We start from the raw sequence: 17,055 nt of genomic DNA, 5'->3' as shown, positions 1-17,055 counted from the left end.
GCGGCGTAGCGTGGAAGCGTGACCGACCAAGTGACCACCGATCTTCCGCAGGCGATCCGCAGGGCGCTGGACCTGCTCGCCTATCCGCCCGCCCATCCCGACGCCAGCTTGGGCTACCTGGACCTGCTCGGCCATCTCCCCGAGACCGACGTCGCGCCGCCGAAGAACACCGGCGCGATCCAGGCGGCGTGGGCCTCCGGGCTCGGTTCGATGCTCTACGACAATGCGCAAGCGCTGGCTCGCAGGGTCGTCAGCGCCTGGCAGCTGCCGATCGATTGGCTGAGCATCCCGGCAGGCGGCGTCGCGCTCGACGTCGGTAGCGGACCCGGGAACGTGACGGCGGCACTGGGCGGTGCGGCGGGGCCGGAGGGCCTCGCACTCGGCGTCGATATCTCCGAGCCCATGCTGGCCCGTGCGGTCGGCGCCAACGCCGCGGACAACGTCGGGTTCCTTCGCGCCGACGCCCAACAGCTGCCCTTCCGCACCGAGACGTTCGACGCCGTCATCTCGCTGGCCGTGCTGCAGCTCATCCCGAATCCGACGACGACACTGGCCGAGATCGTGCGCGTGCTGAAACCCGGCGGCCGGGTGGCGATCATGGTGCCGACGGTCGGCCGCGGCGGCGAGCTGTTGCGCCTGCTGCCCAACGGCGGAGTGCACTTCTTTGCCGAAGACGAGCTCGGCGACTCCTTCGAAGACCTGGGACTCGTCGGCGTGCGGACCAAGACCCTCGGCAACATCCAGTGGGTGCGCGCCAGACGCCCCTGACACTAGATTCGTGTCGTGGGTACCGGCGGCATCATCGGAGTAGCGCTCGCCATCGCGGTGGGCATCATCGGCATCGTGGTGCCGCTCCTGCCTGGCACGCTGCTGGTGTTCGCCGCGATCGCGGTGTGGGCGGTCGTCGAGCACAGCGTGACCGGCTGGGTGACGCTCGGCGTGGTGACCGCGTTGCTTGGCGCGTCCATGTTGATCAAGTACACGTGGCCCGTGAAGCGGATGCGGGCCGCCGACGTGCGCACGCGCAGCCTGGTGGCCGGTGGCGTGCTCGGCATCATCGGCTTCTTCGTGATCCCCGTGATCGGCCTGGTGATCGGCTTCGTTTTGGGCATCTACCTGGCGGAGTGGGCGACCAGGGGCGATCAGCGACTGGCGTGGACGTCGACCAAGCACGCGCTGAAGGGTGTCGCACTGTCCATGGGTGTCGAGCTGGCCGGGGCGTTGCTCGCCACCGTCGCATGGGTTCTCGGCGTTTATGTGACCGAGTAGCCGCCGCTGGTCGGATCAGCGACCGGGGGCCGACTGTTGTTTGGACAGCTCCTGGGCGAGGGTGTCGGCGATCGTGTCGAACGGCGCCGTCTGCGAGATCTGGTGGCCGAGCCGTCGAGCAGCGGCGCGATGCTCATCGCCGATGCTACGGACGGCGGCCGAAATTCGAGCGGCATCGGGATGCGCCGTCTTGAGGTTCACGCCCACGCCGGCATGCGCCACGCGAGCGGCCACTTCGGCCTTGTCGCCCGATTCGCCGGCTACCACCACGGGTACGCCGTACCTCAGAGCGTGGTGCACCCCGCCGTATCCGCCGTTCGTGACCATCACGTCGACGTGCGGAAGCAGAGCGGAGTAAGGCAGCCACGCGACGACATGAGCGTTGGCCGGCACGTCGAACGACAGACGCTGACCTGTGCGCTGACCCGTTGTCGCGACGACGACGACGTCGGCCTCACCGGCGAACGCTGCGAGCGTCGGTCCGATGAGCTGGTCGAGATCGCCGTTGTCGTGTGTGCCCTGGGTGACGTGGACCACCGTCCGGGCTCTGATGATTTCGCTCCACCAGGACGGTTCCTCGAACCGCTCTGCTTCGCTGTCGGGCAGGACGGGCCCGACGAATTCGACGTTCGGTGCGAGGTCGCGTCGAGGGTACTCGAAACCGGGGACTGTCAGCTGCACCAGTCGGTCCGCCAGTCGTGGCCAATCCATGAGAGGTACCGGGCACCGTCCACCGACAGCTCGCAGCGCGCTGTCGAATTGTTTTTCTATGTCGCGGAACAGAACTCGATTGACGACGGTGTGCATGCCGGTGTAGTCCATCCCCGGTCTCGGCGGCCAGGCCATCCCGAACGGCGCGGTGTCAGCACTCGTCAAGGTCATTGGGCCGACACCACATACCAGCACCGAGGGGCGCGGATTCGTGGCGAGGAGAGGCAGGGCTCCAGTGAACGCAAGGTCGACGAGGACGGCGTCTGCAGCGTGTGAGTCGACAGCCGCGTTGAGGCTTCGGTATTGCGCGGCGAGTGGGGCGATGAAGGTGGATCGGACATCGCTTCTGCCGAGGGAGTAACGGCGGAACAGCTCCGGCAGCAGTCGGTCGATCTTCGATGCCGGTGTCGGTGAGCGCACGCCGGCGTCCGGGTCAAGTCGCTCGAACGTCAGGCCGGAGCGCTCCACTACGCCGCGGTGATCGTCGTCCGTGAGCATGACGACGTCGTGCCCGACCTGGCGGAGGTGTGCACCGATCAGCGCCATCGGCAGGACGTGGCCTGCCAGCGGGCTGGCCGCTATCACGATGCGAGGCAAGGAATTCCCGTATCAGCCAAGCAGTGACACCCGCAGCTTCGCGAGATCGGCGTCGGTGACGCCGAGGGCTTCGAGGTAGCCCGTCAAGCCGCCGAAGTTGTCCTCGATCGCCTTGCGCGCCGTGTCCAGGTATCCCTCGCGGACGCCGAGCACCTCCTCGGTGAGCCGCGCCTCGGCGAAGGTCACCATCTCGTCGGTGGTGTCGTCGGCCCGATTGCGAATCGATTCGAGAATGCTCTCCCGCAGTTGGGGCACCGCGGCGTTGCTGCGCAGAAAGTCGGCCATGATCGCATCGCGATCGACCCCTACCGCCTCCAACACCGTCGACACGGTGAAGCCGGTCCTGTCTTTACCCGCGAAGCAATGCGTGATGACCGGCCGGCCCTCGGTCAGCATCGAAATGACCTGCCGCACAGCCAATTGCGCACCAGCCAGCCCCGGGAAGTTCTGGTATTCCTCGGTCATGAACCGGCCGGCCGCGACAGCGACATCCTCGTCGTCGTCCTTCTCGGTCATCATCCGTTGGAAGCTCTGCTCGTGCGGCGCCTCCGAGCCCGGTTTGGCGAGTTCGTGGAACGGTAGGCGGTGAATCACGACACCGCCGGGCACTTGACCCTCGCCACGGCGTTCGACCTCGCGATCCGACCGCAGGTCTGCGACATCGGTGATGCCTAAGCCGAGCAGCGCCGCCCGCCCGGAGTCGTCGAGCCCGCTCAACTCGCTGGACCGGAAGAAGCGGCCCGGCCGGATGCCCGTCTCCTCGGCGATGTCGCGGAAATTCCACGCCCCTGACAGGGCGTCAGGGTCCGGGGTCACCGAGATGATCCTGCAGTCACGGCAGCCGCGAAAGCTGACTTCTCCCTGCCGAGTTCGGCACGCGCGATGGTCCGCATGTGCACCTCGTCGGGCCCGTCGAACAAGCGCATCGCGCGGTGCCAGCCGTAGAGCCGGGCCAGCACGGTGTCGTCGCTGATGCCTGCGGCGCCGTGCACCTGGATGGCTCGGTCGATGACGTTGCAGGCCATCTGCGGCGCCACCGACTTGATCATCGCGACCAGCTGCTGGGCGTCCTTGCTCCTGTTGCCGTGCTGGTCGATGGTCCATGCCGCCTTATGACACAACATGCGACTCTGCTCGATCTCGTTGCGGGACTGCGCAACCTGCTGCTGCACCACACCCTGATCGGCGAGCGGTTTACCGAACGCGATGCGCGTGTTGACCCGGTCGACCATCAATGCCATCGCGCGCTCGGCGACGCCGATGGCGCGCATGCAGTGATGGATACGTCCCGGCCCGAGGCGGGCCTGGGCGATGGCGAAGCCGCCGCCCTCTTCGCCGAGCAGGTTCGCGACGGGCACCCGCACGTTGTCGAAGGTGATCTCGCAGTGCCCGTGCTGGTCCTGCCAGCCGAAAACGGGAAGCGACCGAAGGACTTCCACCCCGGGGGTGTCGATCGGAACCAGGATCATCGACTGCTGCTGATGGCTGGCCGCGTCGGGATTGGTGCGGCCCATCACGATGAGGATCTTGCAGCGCGGGTCGGCCGCGCCGGAGATCCACCACTTGCGGCCGTTGATGACGTAGTCGTCGCCGTCGCGCAGCATGGTCGTCTGGATGTTGCGCGCGTCGCTGGATGCCACCGCGGGCTCCGTCATCGCAAAGGCGCTGCGGATCTCACCGTTGCGCAGCGGCTCGAGCCACTGCTTACTCTGCTCTTCGGTTGCGAACAGGTGCAGTGTCTCCATGTTTCCGGTGTCGGGAGCCGCGCAGTTGGTCACCTCGGGCGCGATCTCCATGCTCCACCCGGTCAGCTCGGCCAGCGGTGCGTACTCGAGGTTGGTCAGCCCCGACTCCGAGGGAAGGAACAGGTTCCACAGGCCGCGGTCGCGGGCCAGCTTCTTGAGGTCCTCGATCACCGGAGGGACGGTGTGGTCGTCGGGACCCTTCTCGTGCCGGTACGCCTCGTAGTCCTTCTCGGCCGGGAACACGAACTCGGTCATGAACTCGCTGAGCCGATCGTGGAGGTCCTGACCCTTGGCCGACATCGCGAAGTCCATGCCAGTCACATTAAACGGTGCCGACAATGGGGTGATGACCGAGCATCTCCCACCCTTCCCGCCCGAGCATCTCCCACCCTTCCCGCCCGAGCATCTCCCACCCTTCCCGCCCGAGAGCCGTCCACCGTTCCCGCCCTTCACGCGCGAGACCGCTATCCAGAAGGTTCAGGCCGCCGAGGACGCCTGGAACACCCGAGATCCGCAGCGGGTCAGCCTGGCCTATACGCCCGACTCGCAGTGGCGCAACCGCGACGTGCACGTCGTCGGGCGCGGCGAGATCGTCGCCTTCCTCACCCAGAAGTGGCAGCGCGAACTCGACTATGCGTTGCGCAAGAGCCTCTGGGATTTCCACGAGAATCGCATCGCCGTGCGGTTCCAGTACGAATGCCGGGACGCCGACGGCCAGTGGTACCGCAGCTACGGCAACGAACTGTGGGAGTTCAGCGGCGACGGCCTGATGGCCCGCCGGGAGGCCAGCATCAACGACGTGAAGATCGAGGAGGCGCAGCGTCGGTACTTCGGTCCGCGACCTGAGTCCGAGCACGGGTTCGAGATCCCGCTCTGGTGATTACTCGCCCGAGCCCAGGTCGATGACGAGCCCTCCGCCGCCCTGGTAACCGCGATGGCGGGGCAGCACGATGACCGGCGGATGGGCGATGGTGTTCGGGGTGGCGACGAGGCCCGGACGCGGCACCGGCTGGTAGGAGTAGGTGCCTGCGTTGGCCATACCCGCCAGGCCGAGCGCGGCTCCGCCGAGGATCCCCGTGGCGATGACCGGAAGGGCGAAATACTTGGCGAAGGTTCGGCTGGCGGTCATGTGAGTGTCCTGTCTGGTCGGGGCTCTTGATCTGCCCTGCCGGCTGCTCCGGCGTTGAATCAACTATCGCCCGGTCAAGCCGCCGCGTCTGTCCGCTGATCGACCGGTGACCGGGGGATTCCGTTGTCCCCCGATCGGGGGAACGGCGAGCCGTTGCGAATAGCGAGGAATTGCACAGGTGGCTGTGCGAAGCTGACAGCTGTGTCGACAGGCCTGACCAGCGAAAAAGTGCGTGTGGTGGTGGGTGACGATCACCCGATGTTCCGCGACGGTGTCGTGCGCGCGCTGGTATCCAGCGGGTCGATCGAGGTGGTCGCCGAGGCCGACGACGGCTTGTCGGCCCTGGAGGCGATTCGCACGCATCTGCCGCAGGTGGCCCTGCTGGACTACCGCATGCCCGGGATGGACGGCGCCGAAGTAGCCGCCGCGGTGGTGCGCGACGAACTGCCCACCCGCGTGTTGCTGATCTCCGCACACGACGAGTCGGCGATCGTCTTCCGTGCTCTGCAGGAAGGCGCAGCCGGATTCCTGCCCAAGGAGTCGAGCCGCTCTGAACTCGTGAACGCCGTGCTCGACTGCGCCAAGGGCCGTGACGTCGTGGCACCGAGCCTCGCGGCGGGGCTGGCCGGCGAGATTCGTAAGCGCGCCGAGCCCGAAGGGCCGGTGCTGAGCCCGCGCGAACGCGAAGTGCTCAAGCTGATCGCGGCCGGAGGAAGCATTCCGGCGATGGCCAAGGAGCTGTTCCTGGCGCCGTCGACCGTCAAGACCCATGTGCAACGCCTCTACGAGAAGCTCGGCGTGAATGACCGGGCCGCCGCCGTCGCCGAGGCGATGCGGCGCAAGCTGCTGGACTAGCGGTGCTGGACCGCCTCGCCGGTTATCTCGCGGCGGAACCCGTGCGCGTCACCGCCTTTCTGCGGCTGCCGTTGATCGCGCTGATCGGCCTGCTGGTGTGGACGTGGGAGGTCGACCACTGGCTGCCTGAGGTGTACGAGGTGGTGCTTGGGGTCTACGCCGCCGCTGCCGTGGTGTGGCTGATCGTCGTGTTGCGCGGCCCGGTGCCCCGTTGGGCGGACTGGTCGTCGACGGCATTCGACGTCCTCGTCGTGGTGGTGCTCTGCCTGGTGTCCGGCGGAGCGACCGCGGCGCTGCTGCCGGTGTTCTTCCTGCTGCCGGTCGCGGTGGCGTTCCAGGACCGGCCGATGCTCACCGCGATCCTCGGAACCGGCACTGCCCTCTGCTATCTGGCGGTGTGGATCGTGTACTCCAAGCGCGACGACACCGTCGGCATGCCCGACCTCGTGTACACCCACTTCGGGTTCCTGCTGTGGGCGGCGGCCGCCACCACCGCGCTGTGCCTGGTGCTGGTGTGGCGTCGTGCACGTGTCACGAAGCTGCAGGATGTGCGTCGGCAGTTGGTGTCCGAGGCGATGCAGGCCGATGAGCGACACAACAGGGAAGTCGCCGAGCATCTGCATGACGGCCCGTTGCAAACGCTGCTGGCGGCGCGCCTCGACCTCGACGAAGTCCGCGAACGCAATGACGATCCCGCGCTCGAAGCCGTGCACGCCGCGTTGCAGCAGACCGCCGCGGCGTTGCGCTCGACGGTGACCGAGTTGCATCCGCAGGTGCTCGCCCAGCTGGGTTTGACACCGGCGATACGAGAACTGTTGCGGCAGTTCGAGTCTCGAGGGGACTACACGGTGGAAGCCGATCTCGACGACGTCGGGAAGCCGGACTCTCAGCAGCTGCTGTACCGGGCGGCAAGGGAACTGCTTGCCAACATCGGAAAGCACGCGCGTGCGAGCACCGTCCAGATCGGACTTACGCGCCGGGCGGGGCGGGTCGTGCTGACCATCACCGACGACGGAAAGGGATTCGATCCCGCGATGGTGGCGAGTTACGTCGCCGACGGGCACATCGGCCTGGGCTCGCTGCTTGCGCGGTTCGACGCGATGGGCGGCGCGATGGAGATCGACTCGGTGGCGGGTCGCGGCACACAGGTGACGGCCACATCGCCCCCGGAAGACGACGCGACGCAATAAATCGTTGGCGCCCAACGTGTCATCGCCGGTAGCGTCGCGCCGATGAAGTGGCGGATCGTGGCGATCGCGATCGCCGTCGTTGTTGCGGCGCTGGTGGTGAACGCACTCGTGGTCACGAGGTCTACGCGTCCTGCGGAGGCTTTCGACGGTGGCCGGGTGCTCGAACTCGACGGCCCGGACCTCAACGTCAAGGAGTTCGGACCAGCTTCCGATCGTGCGGTGGTGCTGCTGCACGGGTATTCGGCGTCGGTTCAGTGGTGGGACCGTGTCGCCGCCGCTCTTCCCGGTCAGCGGGTGATCACCGTCGATCTCGTCGGACACGGTGGGTCCGAGGCCCCGCGTGATGCCGGGGATTACAGCGTCGACGGGCAGGCTGAGGCCGTGCGCCGGGCACTGGATGCCCTCGGCGTTCGGCGCGCGGTGCTGGTTGGGCATTCGATGGGCGGGCTTGTGGCTACAGCGCTCGCCGAACAGAACCCGGAACGTGTTGAGCGCGTAGCGATTTCCGATACTCCCGCCGCCGAGGACCTGGTCGAGTCCTCCGCGCTGGCCGGACTGGCCTGCACGCCGATCATCGGTCCCCTCGTGGACCGCCTACGGCCCGTGGACGCCATCACCGACAGTGCACTGCAGACGGGTTTCGCCGCCGACTATCCGGTGCCCGCGCTGGCGCATCGCTCGCTGGAGCAGCTCACGCACACCGGTGTGTGCGATTCGGGCAAGCAGGGCGATCAGCGCGCGACGGCGGACCGTCTCGCCGGACTCGGGAAACCGGTGCTCGTCGTCTGGGGTGAGCACGACGTCCTGACTCCGACCGCGGCCAACGTCGAGCGTTACCGCGAGGCGGGGCTGACCCCGACGATCATCCCCGGGGTGGGGCACAGCCCACTTGTCGAATCCCCTGGCGAGTTCGTGAACGCCATAACGGAATTCATTCAGTGAGACCCCGCGCAATGACCAGTCGCTGAATCTGGTTGGTGCCCTCGAAGATCTGCATGATCTTGGCCTCGCGCATGTAGCGCTCGACACGGTAGTCACGGGTGTAGCCGACACCGCCGAACACCTGCACGGCATCGGTGGTGACCTTCATCGCCGCATCGGTGGCGACCAGCTTGGCGACGCTGGCCTGCGCCGAATACGGAAGGCCGAGATCACGTCTGCGCGCGGCATCGAGGTAGGTCGCCCGCGCGCTCACGACCGCGGCACTCATATCCGCCAACAGGAATCCGAGCCCTTGGTGGTCGATGATCTTGCGTCCGAACGTCGTTCGTTCGTTCGCGTAGCGGACCGCTTCGTCCAGCGCGGCCTGCGCCAGCCCCGTGGCGACCGCGGCGATGCCGAGCCGGCCCGAGTCCAGTGCACTGAAGGCGATGGTCAGCCCCTGGCCCTCGTCGCCGATCAGCCGGTCCTCGTCGATGTGCGCCTGGTCGTAGAACGCTGCCGTGGTGGGCACGGCGTGCAGCCCCATCTTCTCCTCGGGCTTGCCGAAGCTGAGCCCGGGCAGATCGCCCGGCACCAGGAAACACGATATGCCCCTTGCCCCTTCGCCGGTGCGGGCGAACAACGTGTAGAAGTCCGCACGCCCGCCGTGGGTGATCCACGACTTCGATCCGTTGAGCACGTAGCCGCCATCGGCCTTGGCCGCCTTGCACTGCAGCGCCGCCGCATCCGACCCCGCCTGCGGTTCGGAGAGGCTGTACGCCCCGATCTGCTCGCCGGACAGCATGCCGGGCAGCCACCGCCGCTTCTGGTCGTCGCTGCCGAACGCCAGCAGCGGATGCGACGACAGGCTGTGTACGCTGACCGCGACCGCCACCGCCGCCCACCGCGCCGCGATCTCCTCGAGCACCTGCAGGTACACCTCGAAGGGCTGATCGCCGCCGCCCCACTTCTCGGGCTGCGGAAGGCTCAACAACCCCGCCGCGCCGAGCGCACCGAATACCCCGTCGGGATATGTCTCGGCCTTCTCATGGGCGTCGACGATCGGATCGAGCACCTTGTCGGCTACATCGCGTGTCAGCGCGATCAGCTCGTTGGCTTCCTGGGTGGGTAACAACCGGTCAACGGCCATAGTTGGGCATCCTAGTTTCCGGGCACCGGAGCCTGCCCGGCCTGGTCGCCGTGCGCGCTGATGACGAGCGCGACCATCACCAGGGCTATGCCGGACACCTCGGCTAGCGTGGGCCGCTGCGCCAGTAAGAGGGCCCCGATCACGGCAGCCGTGCCCGGAAGTAGCGCCAGCAGCAGCGCGAAGCGGGCTCGTCCGACGGCGGTCAGCACCACTTGGTCGAGGGCGTAGGGGATCGCGGTCGACAACACGCCGATGCCGACCGCCAGGATCCACGTCCTCGGCTCGGCGAACGTGGATGGGTCGGACACCACTTGATGGGCGAGCAGCGGCGCGGCCAGCAGCACCGCGGCGGACGCCATGCCGACTGTCAGCGAGTCGAGTCCGGCGCCCGCATCGGCGACGCGCTTCCCGAGCAGGATGTAGCCCGCCCACAGTGCGGCGGCCAACAGCGCGAAGCCGACGCCGAGCGGGTCCACCCCCGCCTGCACGCCTGCGAGCAGTGCAACACCACCGGCCACCAGGAGGACAGCCAGCAGATCGCGTGGCCGGCGAGAGCCGATGGTCGCCACGGACACCGGCCCGATGAACTCGATCGCGACCGCAGTGCCGAGCGGGATCCGCGCGATCGCCTCGAAGAACGCCACATTCATTGCCACGGTGACGATGCCGAACCCGGCCGCGACGGCGAGCCCGCGGCGCGTCCACCGCACGCGCCACGGTCGTCGCCACAGCACCAGCGCGACAGCGGCGGCGGCGCAGCGCAGCCAGGCCACCGCCGCCGGATCCGTGGTCTCGAACAGGTAGACACCCAGCGCAGCCCCGATGTACTGCGACACCGCGCCGACGACGAAGTACAGCGGCACCGACCACGCGGGCACGCGGGATCGGATCGTCACGGCGAAACGCTAGTGACCGGCGGAAACCGCTTCGGAGAGTGCGGAGTTGATCGCATCCACCCGGTCCTTGGCGTCGCCGAACAACATCTGGGTGTTCTCCCGGAAAAACAGCGGGTTCTGCACTCCCGCGTAGCCCGACGCCATGGACCGCTTGAACACGATGACGTTCTTGGCGTTCCAGACGGTGAGCACGGGCATACCGGCGATCGGGCTGGTCGGGTCCTCTGAGGCCGCCGGGTTGACGGTGTCGTTGGCACCGATCACCAGCACGACGTCGGTGTCGCCGAAGTCGTCGTTGATCTCGTCCATCTCCAGCACGATGTCGTAGGGCACTTTCGCCTCGGCCAGCAGCACGTTCATGTGGCCGGGCAGCCGGCCCGCGACGGGGTGGATGCCGAACCGGACGTTGACGCCGCGGTCGCGCAGCCTGCGCGTCAGGTCGGCGACGCCGTACTGGGCCTGGGCGACGGCCATGCCGTAGCCCGGGGTGATGATCACCGAACTGGCCGACGCCAGCAGTTCGGCCGCGCTCTCGGCGTCGATCTCGCGGTGGGTGCCGTAGTCCTTGTCGTCGGCGGGCCCGGCCTCGATGCCGAAGCCGCCTGCGATGACCGAGATGAACGAGCGGTTCATCGCCTTGCACATGATGTAGGACAGATAGGCACCGGAGGAGCCGACCAGCGCCCCGGTGACGATGAGCAGGTCGTTGGACAGCAGGAAGCCCGACGCCGCCGCGGCCCAGCCCGAATAGCTGTTGAGCATCGACACCACGACGGGCATATCGCCGCCGCCGATCGACGCGACGAGGTGCCAGCCCAGCAGCAGCGCGAGCACCGTGACGACGATCAGCAGCCACAGCTGCGGGTCGATCACGAACCACACGGTGAGCGCGGCGAAGACCACCAGCGCCCCGACGTTGAGGAAGTTCTTGCCGGGCAGCATCATCGGGGCGGATTTGATCCGGGCCGAGAGCTTCAGGTTGGCGACGATCGAACCGGTGAACGTCACCGCACCGATGAAGACGCCGATGACGACCTCGGAGGAGTGGATGCCGAGCATGCCTTCGGTGCCGAGCTGCAGCGCTTCGGCGCCCGCGGCATCACCCTCGATGTGCAGATAGCCGTTCCAGCCGACAAGCACGGCGGCCAGGCCGACGAAGCTGTGCAGCAGCGCGATGAGCTCGGGCATGCCGGTCATCTCGACGACCTTGGCGCGCCACAGGCCGATCGCCGCTCCGATGGCCATCGCGCCGACCAGCAGGCCGAGGCCCAGCGGTTCGATGTGCCGGGTCAGCGCGAGCGCGATGGTCGCGAGTAGCGCCACGGCCATCCCGGCGATTCCGAAACTGTTTCCCGCCCTTGATGTCTCGTGCCTGGACAGGCCTGCAAGTGCCAGGATGAACAACAGGGCGGCGACGACGTAGGCCGCGGTGGCGGTGGTCTCTATCGTAAACATCAGCTAGCTCCTCGAGAACATCGCCAGCATGCGGCGGGTCACCGCAAAGCCACCGAAGACGTTGATGCTGGCGAGCAGGATCGCTGCGGTGGCCAGCGCGGTGATCACCACATCCCCGTGGCCGATCTGCAGTAGCGCGCCGACGACGATGATGCCGGAGATCGCATTGGTCACCGACATCAGCGGCGTGTGCAGTGCGTGATGCACGTTGCCGATGACGTAGTAGCCGATGACGATCGCCAGCGCGAAGACCGTCAGGTGTATCTGCAGCGCGGCGGGCGAGAGTGCGATCAGCGCGAACAGAACGGCCGCGGCGGCGAAGGTGACGCCCAGCCGGCGTCCCGTCGTCATCGGTGTCTTGGCAGGCTTGTGCTCGACCGGGGCCGCGGCGGCCGCCACCGGCGCCGCCGACACCTGCACGGGAGGTGGTGGCCAGGTGGTCTCGCCATCGCGGACCACGGTCACCGACCGCTGCACGACGTCGTCGAAGTCCAGGGTGAGCTGCCCGTCCTTCTCCGGCGTCAGCAGCTTGAGCAGATTCACGAGGTTGGTGCCGTAAAGCTGCGAGGCCGTGGCGGGCAGGCGCCCGGCCAGATCGGTGTAACCGATGATCGTCACGCCGTGGTCGGTGACGACCGCCTGATCCTTGACGGTGCCCTCGACGTTGCCGCCGTTGGCGGCGGCCATGTCGACGAGCACGCTGCCCGGCTTCATCGACGCGACCATGTCCGCGGTGATGATGCGCGGCGCGGGCTTACCCGGGATCAGCGCGGTGGTGATGATGATGTCGACGTCGGAAGCCAACTCGGCGTACAGCGCGGCCTCTCGGGCCTTGTAGTCGTCGCCCATCTCCTTGGCGTAGCCGGTCGCCGACACCTCGGCAGCCGCCGGATCGACGGACATGTACTCGCCGCCGAGGGACTTGACCTGATCGGCGACCTCGGGCCGCGGATCGGTGGCCTTGACGATCGCGCCGAGGCTGCCTGCCGCGCCGACGGCCGCCAGCCCGGCCACCCCCGCCCCGACCACGAGCACCTTGGCAGGCGGGACCTTGCCCGCCGCGGTCACCTGACCGGTGAAGAACCGGCCGAAGGCGTGCGCGGCCTCGACGACTGCGCGGTACCCGGCGATGTTCGCCATCGACGACAGCACGTCCAGCGACTGCGCCCGCGAGATACGCGGAACGGCGTCCATCGCCAGCACCGTGATCGGGCGAGCGGACAGCTTCTCGACGAGCTCGGGATTCAGGGCCGGGGAGATCAGGCTGACCAGTGTCGCGCCGTCGCGCAGCGCTGCGATCTCATCATCGGCGGGGGCGTTGACCTTGAGAACGATGTCCGCACCCCACGGGTCACCGATCTCGGCGCCCGCCTCGACGTAGGCCGTATCGGCGAAGCTGGAAGCAGCGCCTGCGCCCGATTCGACGACAACGGAGTAGCCCAATTTGAGCAGCGCTCCGACGGTCTGCGGCGTGGCGGCTACCCGCGTCTCACCCCCGTGGGACTCGCGAGGTATCCCGATGATCATGCGAAAAGTCTCCCATCCTCCCCTTGCCGGCCCGCGTGCCCCTCCAGCGGTAAGTAGTGCGCTTATCCGTGGATCGGGGGGCGGCCGAGTTCCACGTAAAGTACGTCGTAATGAACGTGAAGGCCGAATCCAGGTCGCCGGCCGCCGCCTTGCTGGTTCGCGCGGGCGGGATCCGGGGCCTGGTCTACACGGCGCTGCCGGTGACCACATTCGCCGTGACCAACGCGGTCACCGGCCTCGCCACGGCGATCATCGCCGCGGTCAGCGTGGGGTCGATCATCCTGGTCTGGCAGCTGTTCCGGCGAGAATCAGTCCGCCCGGCGCTGTTCGGTTTCGCGGCGGTATCGGTGTGTGCGGCGTTCGCGTTCATCACCGGCAAGGCCAAGGATTTCTATCTGCCCGGCATCTGGATGTATCTGGGCCTGGCGATCGCGTTCACCGGCTCGATCCTGATCCGCAGGCCACTCGTCGGTATCGGGTGGGCGTGGGTGACGGGGCGGGACGGCGCGTGGCGCACGGTGCCGCGGGTCCGGTGGGCGTTCGACATAGCGACCGCCGTGATGGCGACGGCGTCATGGGCGCGATTTCTGGTGCAGAACTATCTGTACGACACGAATCAGGAGGGGCTGCTCGCGGTGGCCCGCGTCGCGATGGGTTGGCCGATCTTCCTGGTCACCTCATCGGTGATTTACCTGGCCATCCGGGTGGCCATCCGCGCGTTACCGCGTGCGACTGCTCAAACGGGGGGATAGGCGGGCGGCGGATACACACCGCGCAAAATCCAGGCGAACCAGTTCGCGCCGTACTCGATCTCATCGCTCGCGTCATAATCCGGGTTGGGATCCACGTCATCACCTCTCGCGTCGCGGCTGGTCCACGGTCGAGTCTAGACCCGCTGCCATGGCGGCGACAGCCTCTACACATAAACTAGCCAACCAGTTGATTGATACCCGGACGCCCGCTCCGGCCCTGCCTATAGTGAGTCGCCATGACCGCCTCGTCATCCGCCGTCCCGAGCAACGGGATGTCACGGCGGGAAGAGTTGTTGGCCGTCGCCACAAAGCTCTTCGCCGCCAGGGGGTATCACGGCACCCGGATGGATGATGTCGCCGACGCCGTCGGCCTGAACAAGGCCACGGTGTATCACTACTACGCCAGCAAGTCGCTGATCCTCTACGACATCTACAAAGGTGCGGCCGACTTCACGGTGGACGCTCTGCACGACGACCCGTCGGCGTCGGCCAGGGAGACCATCTACCACTTCACAAGACGGCTGCTCGTCGGCATCGCCAGCGACATCGAGCGGGCGGCGGTGTACTTCCAGGAGGGGCCGTACATCACCGAGTGGTTCACCGAGGAACAGGTCGCCTACATCCGTGAGAAGGAGTCGCAGGTCTACGAGCATGTGCGCGACGTCATCGACCGCGGCATCGCCAGCGGCGAGTTCTACGACTGTGACAGCCACGTGCTCGCTCTCGGCTACATCGGGATGACGCTCGGTTCCTACCGCTGGCTGAGGCCGCATGGCAGGCGCACGGCACAGGAGATCGCCGTCGAGTTCAGCACCGCGTTGCTGCGCGGGCTGATCCGCGACGAGGCGGTGCGGGAGTCCGAGCCGCTCGGCGTGAACATCAGCGCGGCCAACTAGCCGTCGCGATGAAGTCGAACCTGCTGTCACGCCGCGACCTCGACTTCCTGCTTTACGAATGGCTTCAGGTCGACGAGCTGACGAAGCGGACTCGTTTCGCCGAGCATTCACGCGAGACGTTCGACGCCGTGCTGGATTTGTGCGAGCAGTTGGCGACCCGGTATTTCGCGCCGCACAACAAGAAGAGCGACGCCACCGAGCCGCAGTTCGACGGTGAGAAGGTCACGGTCATCGGTGAGGTCAAAGAAGCGCTGGACGCGTTCACCCAGGCGGACCTCGTCGGGATGACGATGGACGGTGAGTTGGGCGGATCGCAGCTGCCCTTCACGGTCGCCGAAGCCGGCTTCGCCTGGTTCTCCGCGGCCAACGTCAGCACGACCGGCTATCTGATGCTGACCATGGCCAACGCCAACCTGATCGCGAAGTTCGGCACCCCCGACCAGATCGATGCGTTCCTGCCGCCCATGCTGGCTGGGCGGTTCTCCGGGACGATGGCCCTGTCCGAGACACAGGCCGGATCGTCGCTGGCCGACGTCCTCACGCGGGCCGAACCGCAGGCGGACGGCACCTACCGGCTGTTCGGGTCGAAGATGTGGATCTCCGGCGCCGAACACGAGCTCACCGACAACATCGTCAACCTGGTGCTCGCCAAGATCCCGGGCGGGCCGGCGGGTACCAAGGGGATCTCGCTGTTCATCGTGCCCAAATACCTTGTGGGGCCAGATGGTTCGGTGGGTGAGCGCAACGACGTCGTGCTTGCGGGGCTGAACCACAAGATGGGGCAGCGGGGTATCACCAACACGGTGCTGAACTTCGGCGAGGGTCGCTTCCGCCCCGGCGGCGAGCCCGGCGCGGTCGGTTATCTCGTCGGCGAACCGCACCGCGGCATCACCTACATGTTCACGATGATGAACGAGGCACGCCTCGGTGTCGGGATGGGCGCGGTGTCGCTGGGCTATACGGGATACCTCAAATCGCTGGAGTATGCCCGCGAACGTCCACAGGGCAGGCCGGTGACGGCCAAGGATCCGACGACGCCGCAGATCCCGATCATCGAACACGCCGACGTGAAGCGGATGCTGTTGGCGCAGAAGGCATATGTCGAAGGCGGGATGGCGCTGCTGCTGTACTGCGCCAAGCTCGTCGACCTGCAGCACAGTGCGGAAAGCGATGCCGAGCGCGATGCGGCGACGCTGTTGCTCGACATCCTCACACCGGTAGGTAAGAGCTGGCCGTCTCAGTGGTGTCTGGAGGCCAACAGCCTGGCGATCCAGGTCCACGGCGGCTACGGCTACACCCGTGAATACGACGTCGAACAGCACTACCGCGACAACCGGCTCAACCCAATCCACGAAGGAACCCACGGCATTCAAAGCCTGGACCTGTTGGGCCGCAAGGTAACTCAGCGCGGTGGTGCCAGTCTGGCGGCACTGGGGGCGGCCATAGACGGCACGATCGGGGCCGCGACCGCCGCGGGCGGAGATGCCGCCGAAATGGCAGAGGACCTGCGCACGTCGTGGCAACGTCTGGTCGAGGTGACCGCGTCGATGTTCGCATCCGGTGACATCGATGCCGCCCTCGCCAACAGCGTGGCGTATCTCGAGGCGTTCGGCCACATCGTCGTCGCCTGGATCTGGCTGGAGCAGGTGGTGGCCTGCAACGGCCGCACGGGCGACTTCTACGACGGCAAACGGCACGCCGCGCGGTATTTCTTCCGCAGTGAACTGCCCAAGACCGGTCCCGCGCTCGATCTGCTCGCGGCACTGGACCGCACGACGCTGGACATGCGCGACGCCTGGTTCTGACTGATACCCAAAGCGCATCAAGTAATGCGATAAGAGGGTTGGACAGGTATCACTGCCGTTTCCTACCGTGGAGTGACAACGACCACTTTTCGCCACGCCGTGGGCGTCCGGTCACACAGTGAAGCCACACAGGAAGTCACACGATGAGGAGTGATTC

The 17,055-nt window shown here is 67.0% G+C and carries 17 protein-coding genes and 1 pseudogene; 9 read left to right on the top strand and 9 right to left on the bottom strand.

Annotated elements, in window-relative coordinates; translation table 11 throughout:
- The first annotated feature begins 18 nt into the window (after positions 1-18).
- A complete protein-coding gene (locus tag AB4Z42_RS13300) occupies positions 19-768 on the top strand; it encodes a methyltransferase domain-containing protein (protein WP_442009656.1) in 750 nt (249 codons plus the stop codon).
- A gap of 15 nt (positions 769-783) precedes the next feature.
- Positions 784-1,269: a DUF456 domain-containing protein gene (locus tag AB4Z42_RS13295; protein ID WP_442009655.1), complete on the top strand. Its 486-nt coding sequence runs from the start codon at positions 784-786 to the stop codon at positions 1,267-1,269.
- Between the two features lie 15 nt (positions 1,270-1,284).
- Here AB4Z42_RS13295 and AB4Z42_RS13290 read toward each other — a convergent pair whose 3' ends face one another.
- The 3 genes from AB4Z42_RS13290 to AB4Z42_RS13280 are packed head-to-tail and all read right to left on the bottom strand — an operon-like array spanning position 1,285 to position 4,622.
- Positions 1,285-2,565, bottom strand: coding sequence for a glycosyltransferase (locus AB4Z42_RS13290; protein WP_442009654.1), 1,281 nt, complete (start codon positions 2,563-2,565; stop codon positions 1,285-1,287).
- A 24-nt stretch (positions 2,566-2,589) separates the two neighbouring features.
- Positions 2,590-3,393, bottom strand: coding sequence for a tyrosine-protein phosphatase (locus AB4Z42_RS13285; protein WP_442009653.1), 804 nt, complete (start codon positions 3,391-3,393; stop codon positions 2,590-2,592).
- Positions 3,390-4,622, bottom strand: coding sequence for an acyl-CoA dehydrogenase family protein (locus AB4Z42_RS13280; protein WP_442010034.1), 1,233 nt, complete (start codon positions 4,620-4,622; stop codon positions 3,390-3,392). Before AB4Z42_RS13280 ends, AB4Z42_RS13285 begins: the two co-directional genes overlap by 4 nt.
- Before the next feature lie 46 nt (positions 4,623-4,668).
- On the opposite strand from AB4Z42_RS13280, the gene AB4Z42_RS13275 reads away from it, so the two are divergent.
- The gene (locus AB4Z42_RS13275; RefSeq protein WP_442009652.1) at positions 4,669-5,202 is read left to right on the top strand and encodes a nuclear transport factor 2 family protein; all 534 of its coding nucleotides are present in this window, start codon (positions 4,669-4,671) and stop codon (positions 5,200-5,202) included.
- Here AB4Z42_RS13275 and AB4Z42_RS13270 read toward each other — a convergent pair whose 3' ends face one another.
- Entirely contained in the window at positions 5,203-5,451 is a 249-nt protein-coding gene (locus tag AB4Z42_RS13270; RefSeq protein WP_442009651.1) for a hypothetical protein, read from the bottom strand.
- A 213-nt stretch (positions 5,452-5,664) separates the two neighbouring features.
- Between AB4Z42_RS13270 and AB4Z42_RS13265 the strand changes: the two genes are divergently transcribed.
- The 3 genes from AB4Z42_RS13265 to AB4Z42_RS13255 are packed head-to-tail and all read left to right on the top strand — an operon-like array spanning position 5,665 to position 8,438.
- Entirely contained in the window at positions 5,665-6,306 is a 642-nt protein-coding gene (locus tag AB4Z42_RS13265) for a response regulator (protein ID WP_442010033.1), read from the top strand.
- Positions 6,307-6,308: 2 nt separating this feature from the next.
- The gene (locus AB4Z42_RS13260; protein WP_442009650.1) at positions 6,309-7,496 is read left to right on the top strand and encodes a sensor histidine kinase; all 1,188 of its coding nucleotides are present in this window, start codon (positions 6,309-6,311) and stop codon (positions 7,494-7,496) included.
- Between the two features lie 42 nt (positions 7,497-7,538).
- Complete coding sequence (locus AB4Z42_RS13255; protein WP_442009649.1) at positions 7,539-8,438, top strand: alpha/beta fold hydrolase; 900 nt, start codon at positions 7,539-7,541, stop codon at positions 8,436-8,438.
- Here the strand turns inward: AB4Z42_RS13255 and AB4Z42_RS13250 are convergent.
- Genes AB4Z42_RS13250 through AB4Z42_RS13235 form a run of 4 tightly spaced genes read right to left on the bottom strand, consistent with a single transcriptional unit; the run spans position 8,428 to position 13,445 of the window.
- A complete protein-coding gene (locus AB4Z42_RS13250) occupies positions 8,428-9,567 on the bottom strand; it encodes an acyl-CoA dehydrogenase family protein (RefSeq protein WP_442009648.1) in 1,140 nt (379 codons plus the stop codon). The genes AB4Z42_RS13255 and AB4Z42_RS13250 overlap by 11 nt on opposite strands.
- An 11-nt stretch (positions 9,568-9,578) precedes the next feature.
- On the bottom strand, positions 9,579-10,463 hold the full coding sequence (locus tag AB4Z42_RS13245) for an EamA family transporter (RefSeq protein ID WP_442009647.1): 885 nt from the start codon (positions 10,461-10,463) through the stop codon (positions 9,579-9,581).
- Positions 10,464-10,472: 9 nt separating this feature from the next.
- Entirely contained in the window at positions 10,473-11,918 is a 1,446-nt protein-coding gene (pntB, locus tag AB4Z42_RS13240; protein WP_442009646.1) for a Re/Si-specific NAD(P)(+) transhydrogenase subunit beta, read from the bottom strand.
- A gap of 3 nt (positions 11,919-11,921) precedes the next feature.
- A complete protein-coding gene (locus AB4Z42_RS13235; RefSeq protein ID WP_442009645.1) occupies positions 11,922-13,445 on the bottom strand; it encodes a Re/Si-specific NAD(P)(+) transhydrogenase subunit alpha in 1,524 nt (507 codons plus the stop codon).
- A 110-nt stretch (positions 13,446-13,555) separates the two neighbouring features.
- On the opposite strand from AB4Z42_RS13235, the gene AB4Z42_RS13230 reads away from it, so the two are divergent.
- Positions 13,556-14,197 carry a DUF3159 domain-containing protein gene (locus AB4Z42_RS13230; protein ID WP_442009644.1) on the top strand — a complete coding sequence of 214 codons (642 nt, stop codon included), beginning with the start codon at positions 13,556-13,558 and terminating at the stop codon, positions 14,195-14,197.
- Here AB4Z42_RS13230 and AB4Z42_RS13225 read toward each other — a convergent pair.
- Positions 14,182-14,292 (bottom strand): annotated as a pseudogene (locus AB4Z42_RS13225) (CAP domain-containing protein); the annotation flags it as partial. The gene AB4Z42_RS13230 and the pseudogene AB4Z42_RS13225 sit on opposite strands and share 16 nt — an antisense overlap.
- Positions 14,293-14,433: 141 nt before the next feature.
- Between AB4Z42_RS13225 and AB4Z42_RS13220 the strand changes: the two are divergent.
- Positions 14,434-15,093, top strand: a complete 660-nt coding sequence (locus AB4Z42_RS13220; protein WP_442009643.1) for a TetR/AcrR family transcriptional regulator — start codon at positions 14,434-14,436, stop codon at positions 15,091-15,093.
- 8 nt (positions 15,094-15,101) lie between these two features.
- Positions 15,102-16,898, top strand: coding sequence for an acyl-CoA dehydrogenase (locus AB4Z42_RS13215; RefSeq protein ID WP_442009642.1), 1,797 nt, complete (start codon positions 15,102-15,104; stop codon positions 16,896-16,898).
- Positions 16,899-17,055: the final 157 nt, after the last annotated feature.

This window comes from Mycobacterium sp. 2YAF39 (genome assembly GCF_052114565.1).
Lineage (GTDB): Bacteria > Actinomycetota > Actinomycetes > Mycobacteriales > Mycobacteriaceae > Mycobacterium.
The sequence above is the reverse complement of the archived record's forward strand: the minus strand, read 5'-3'. Positions and strand labels throughout refer to the sequence as shown.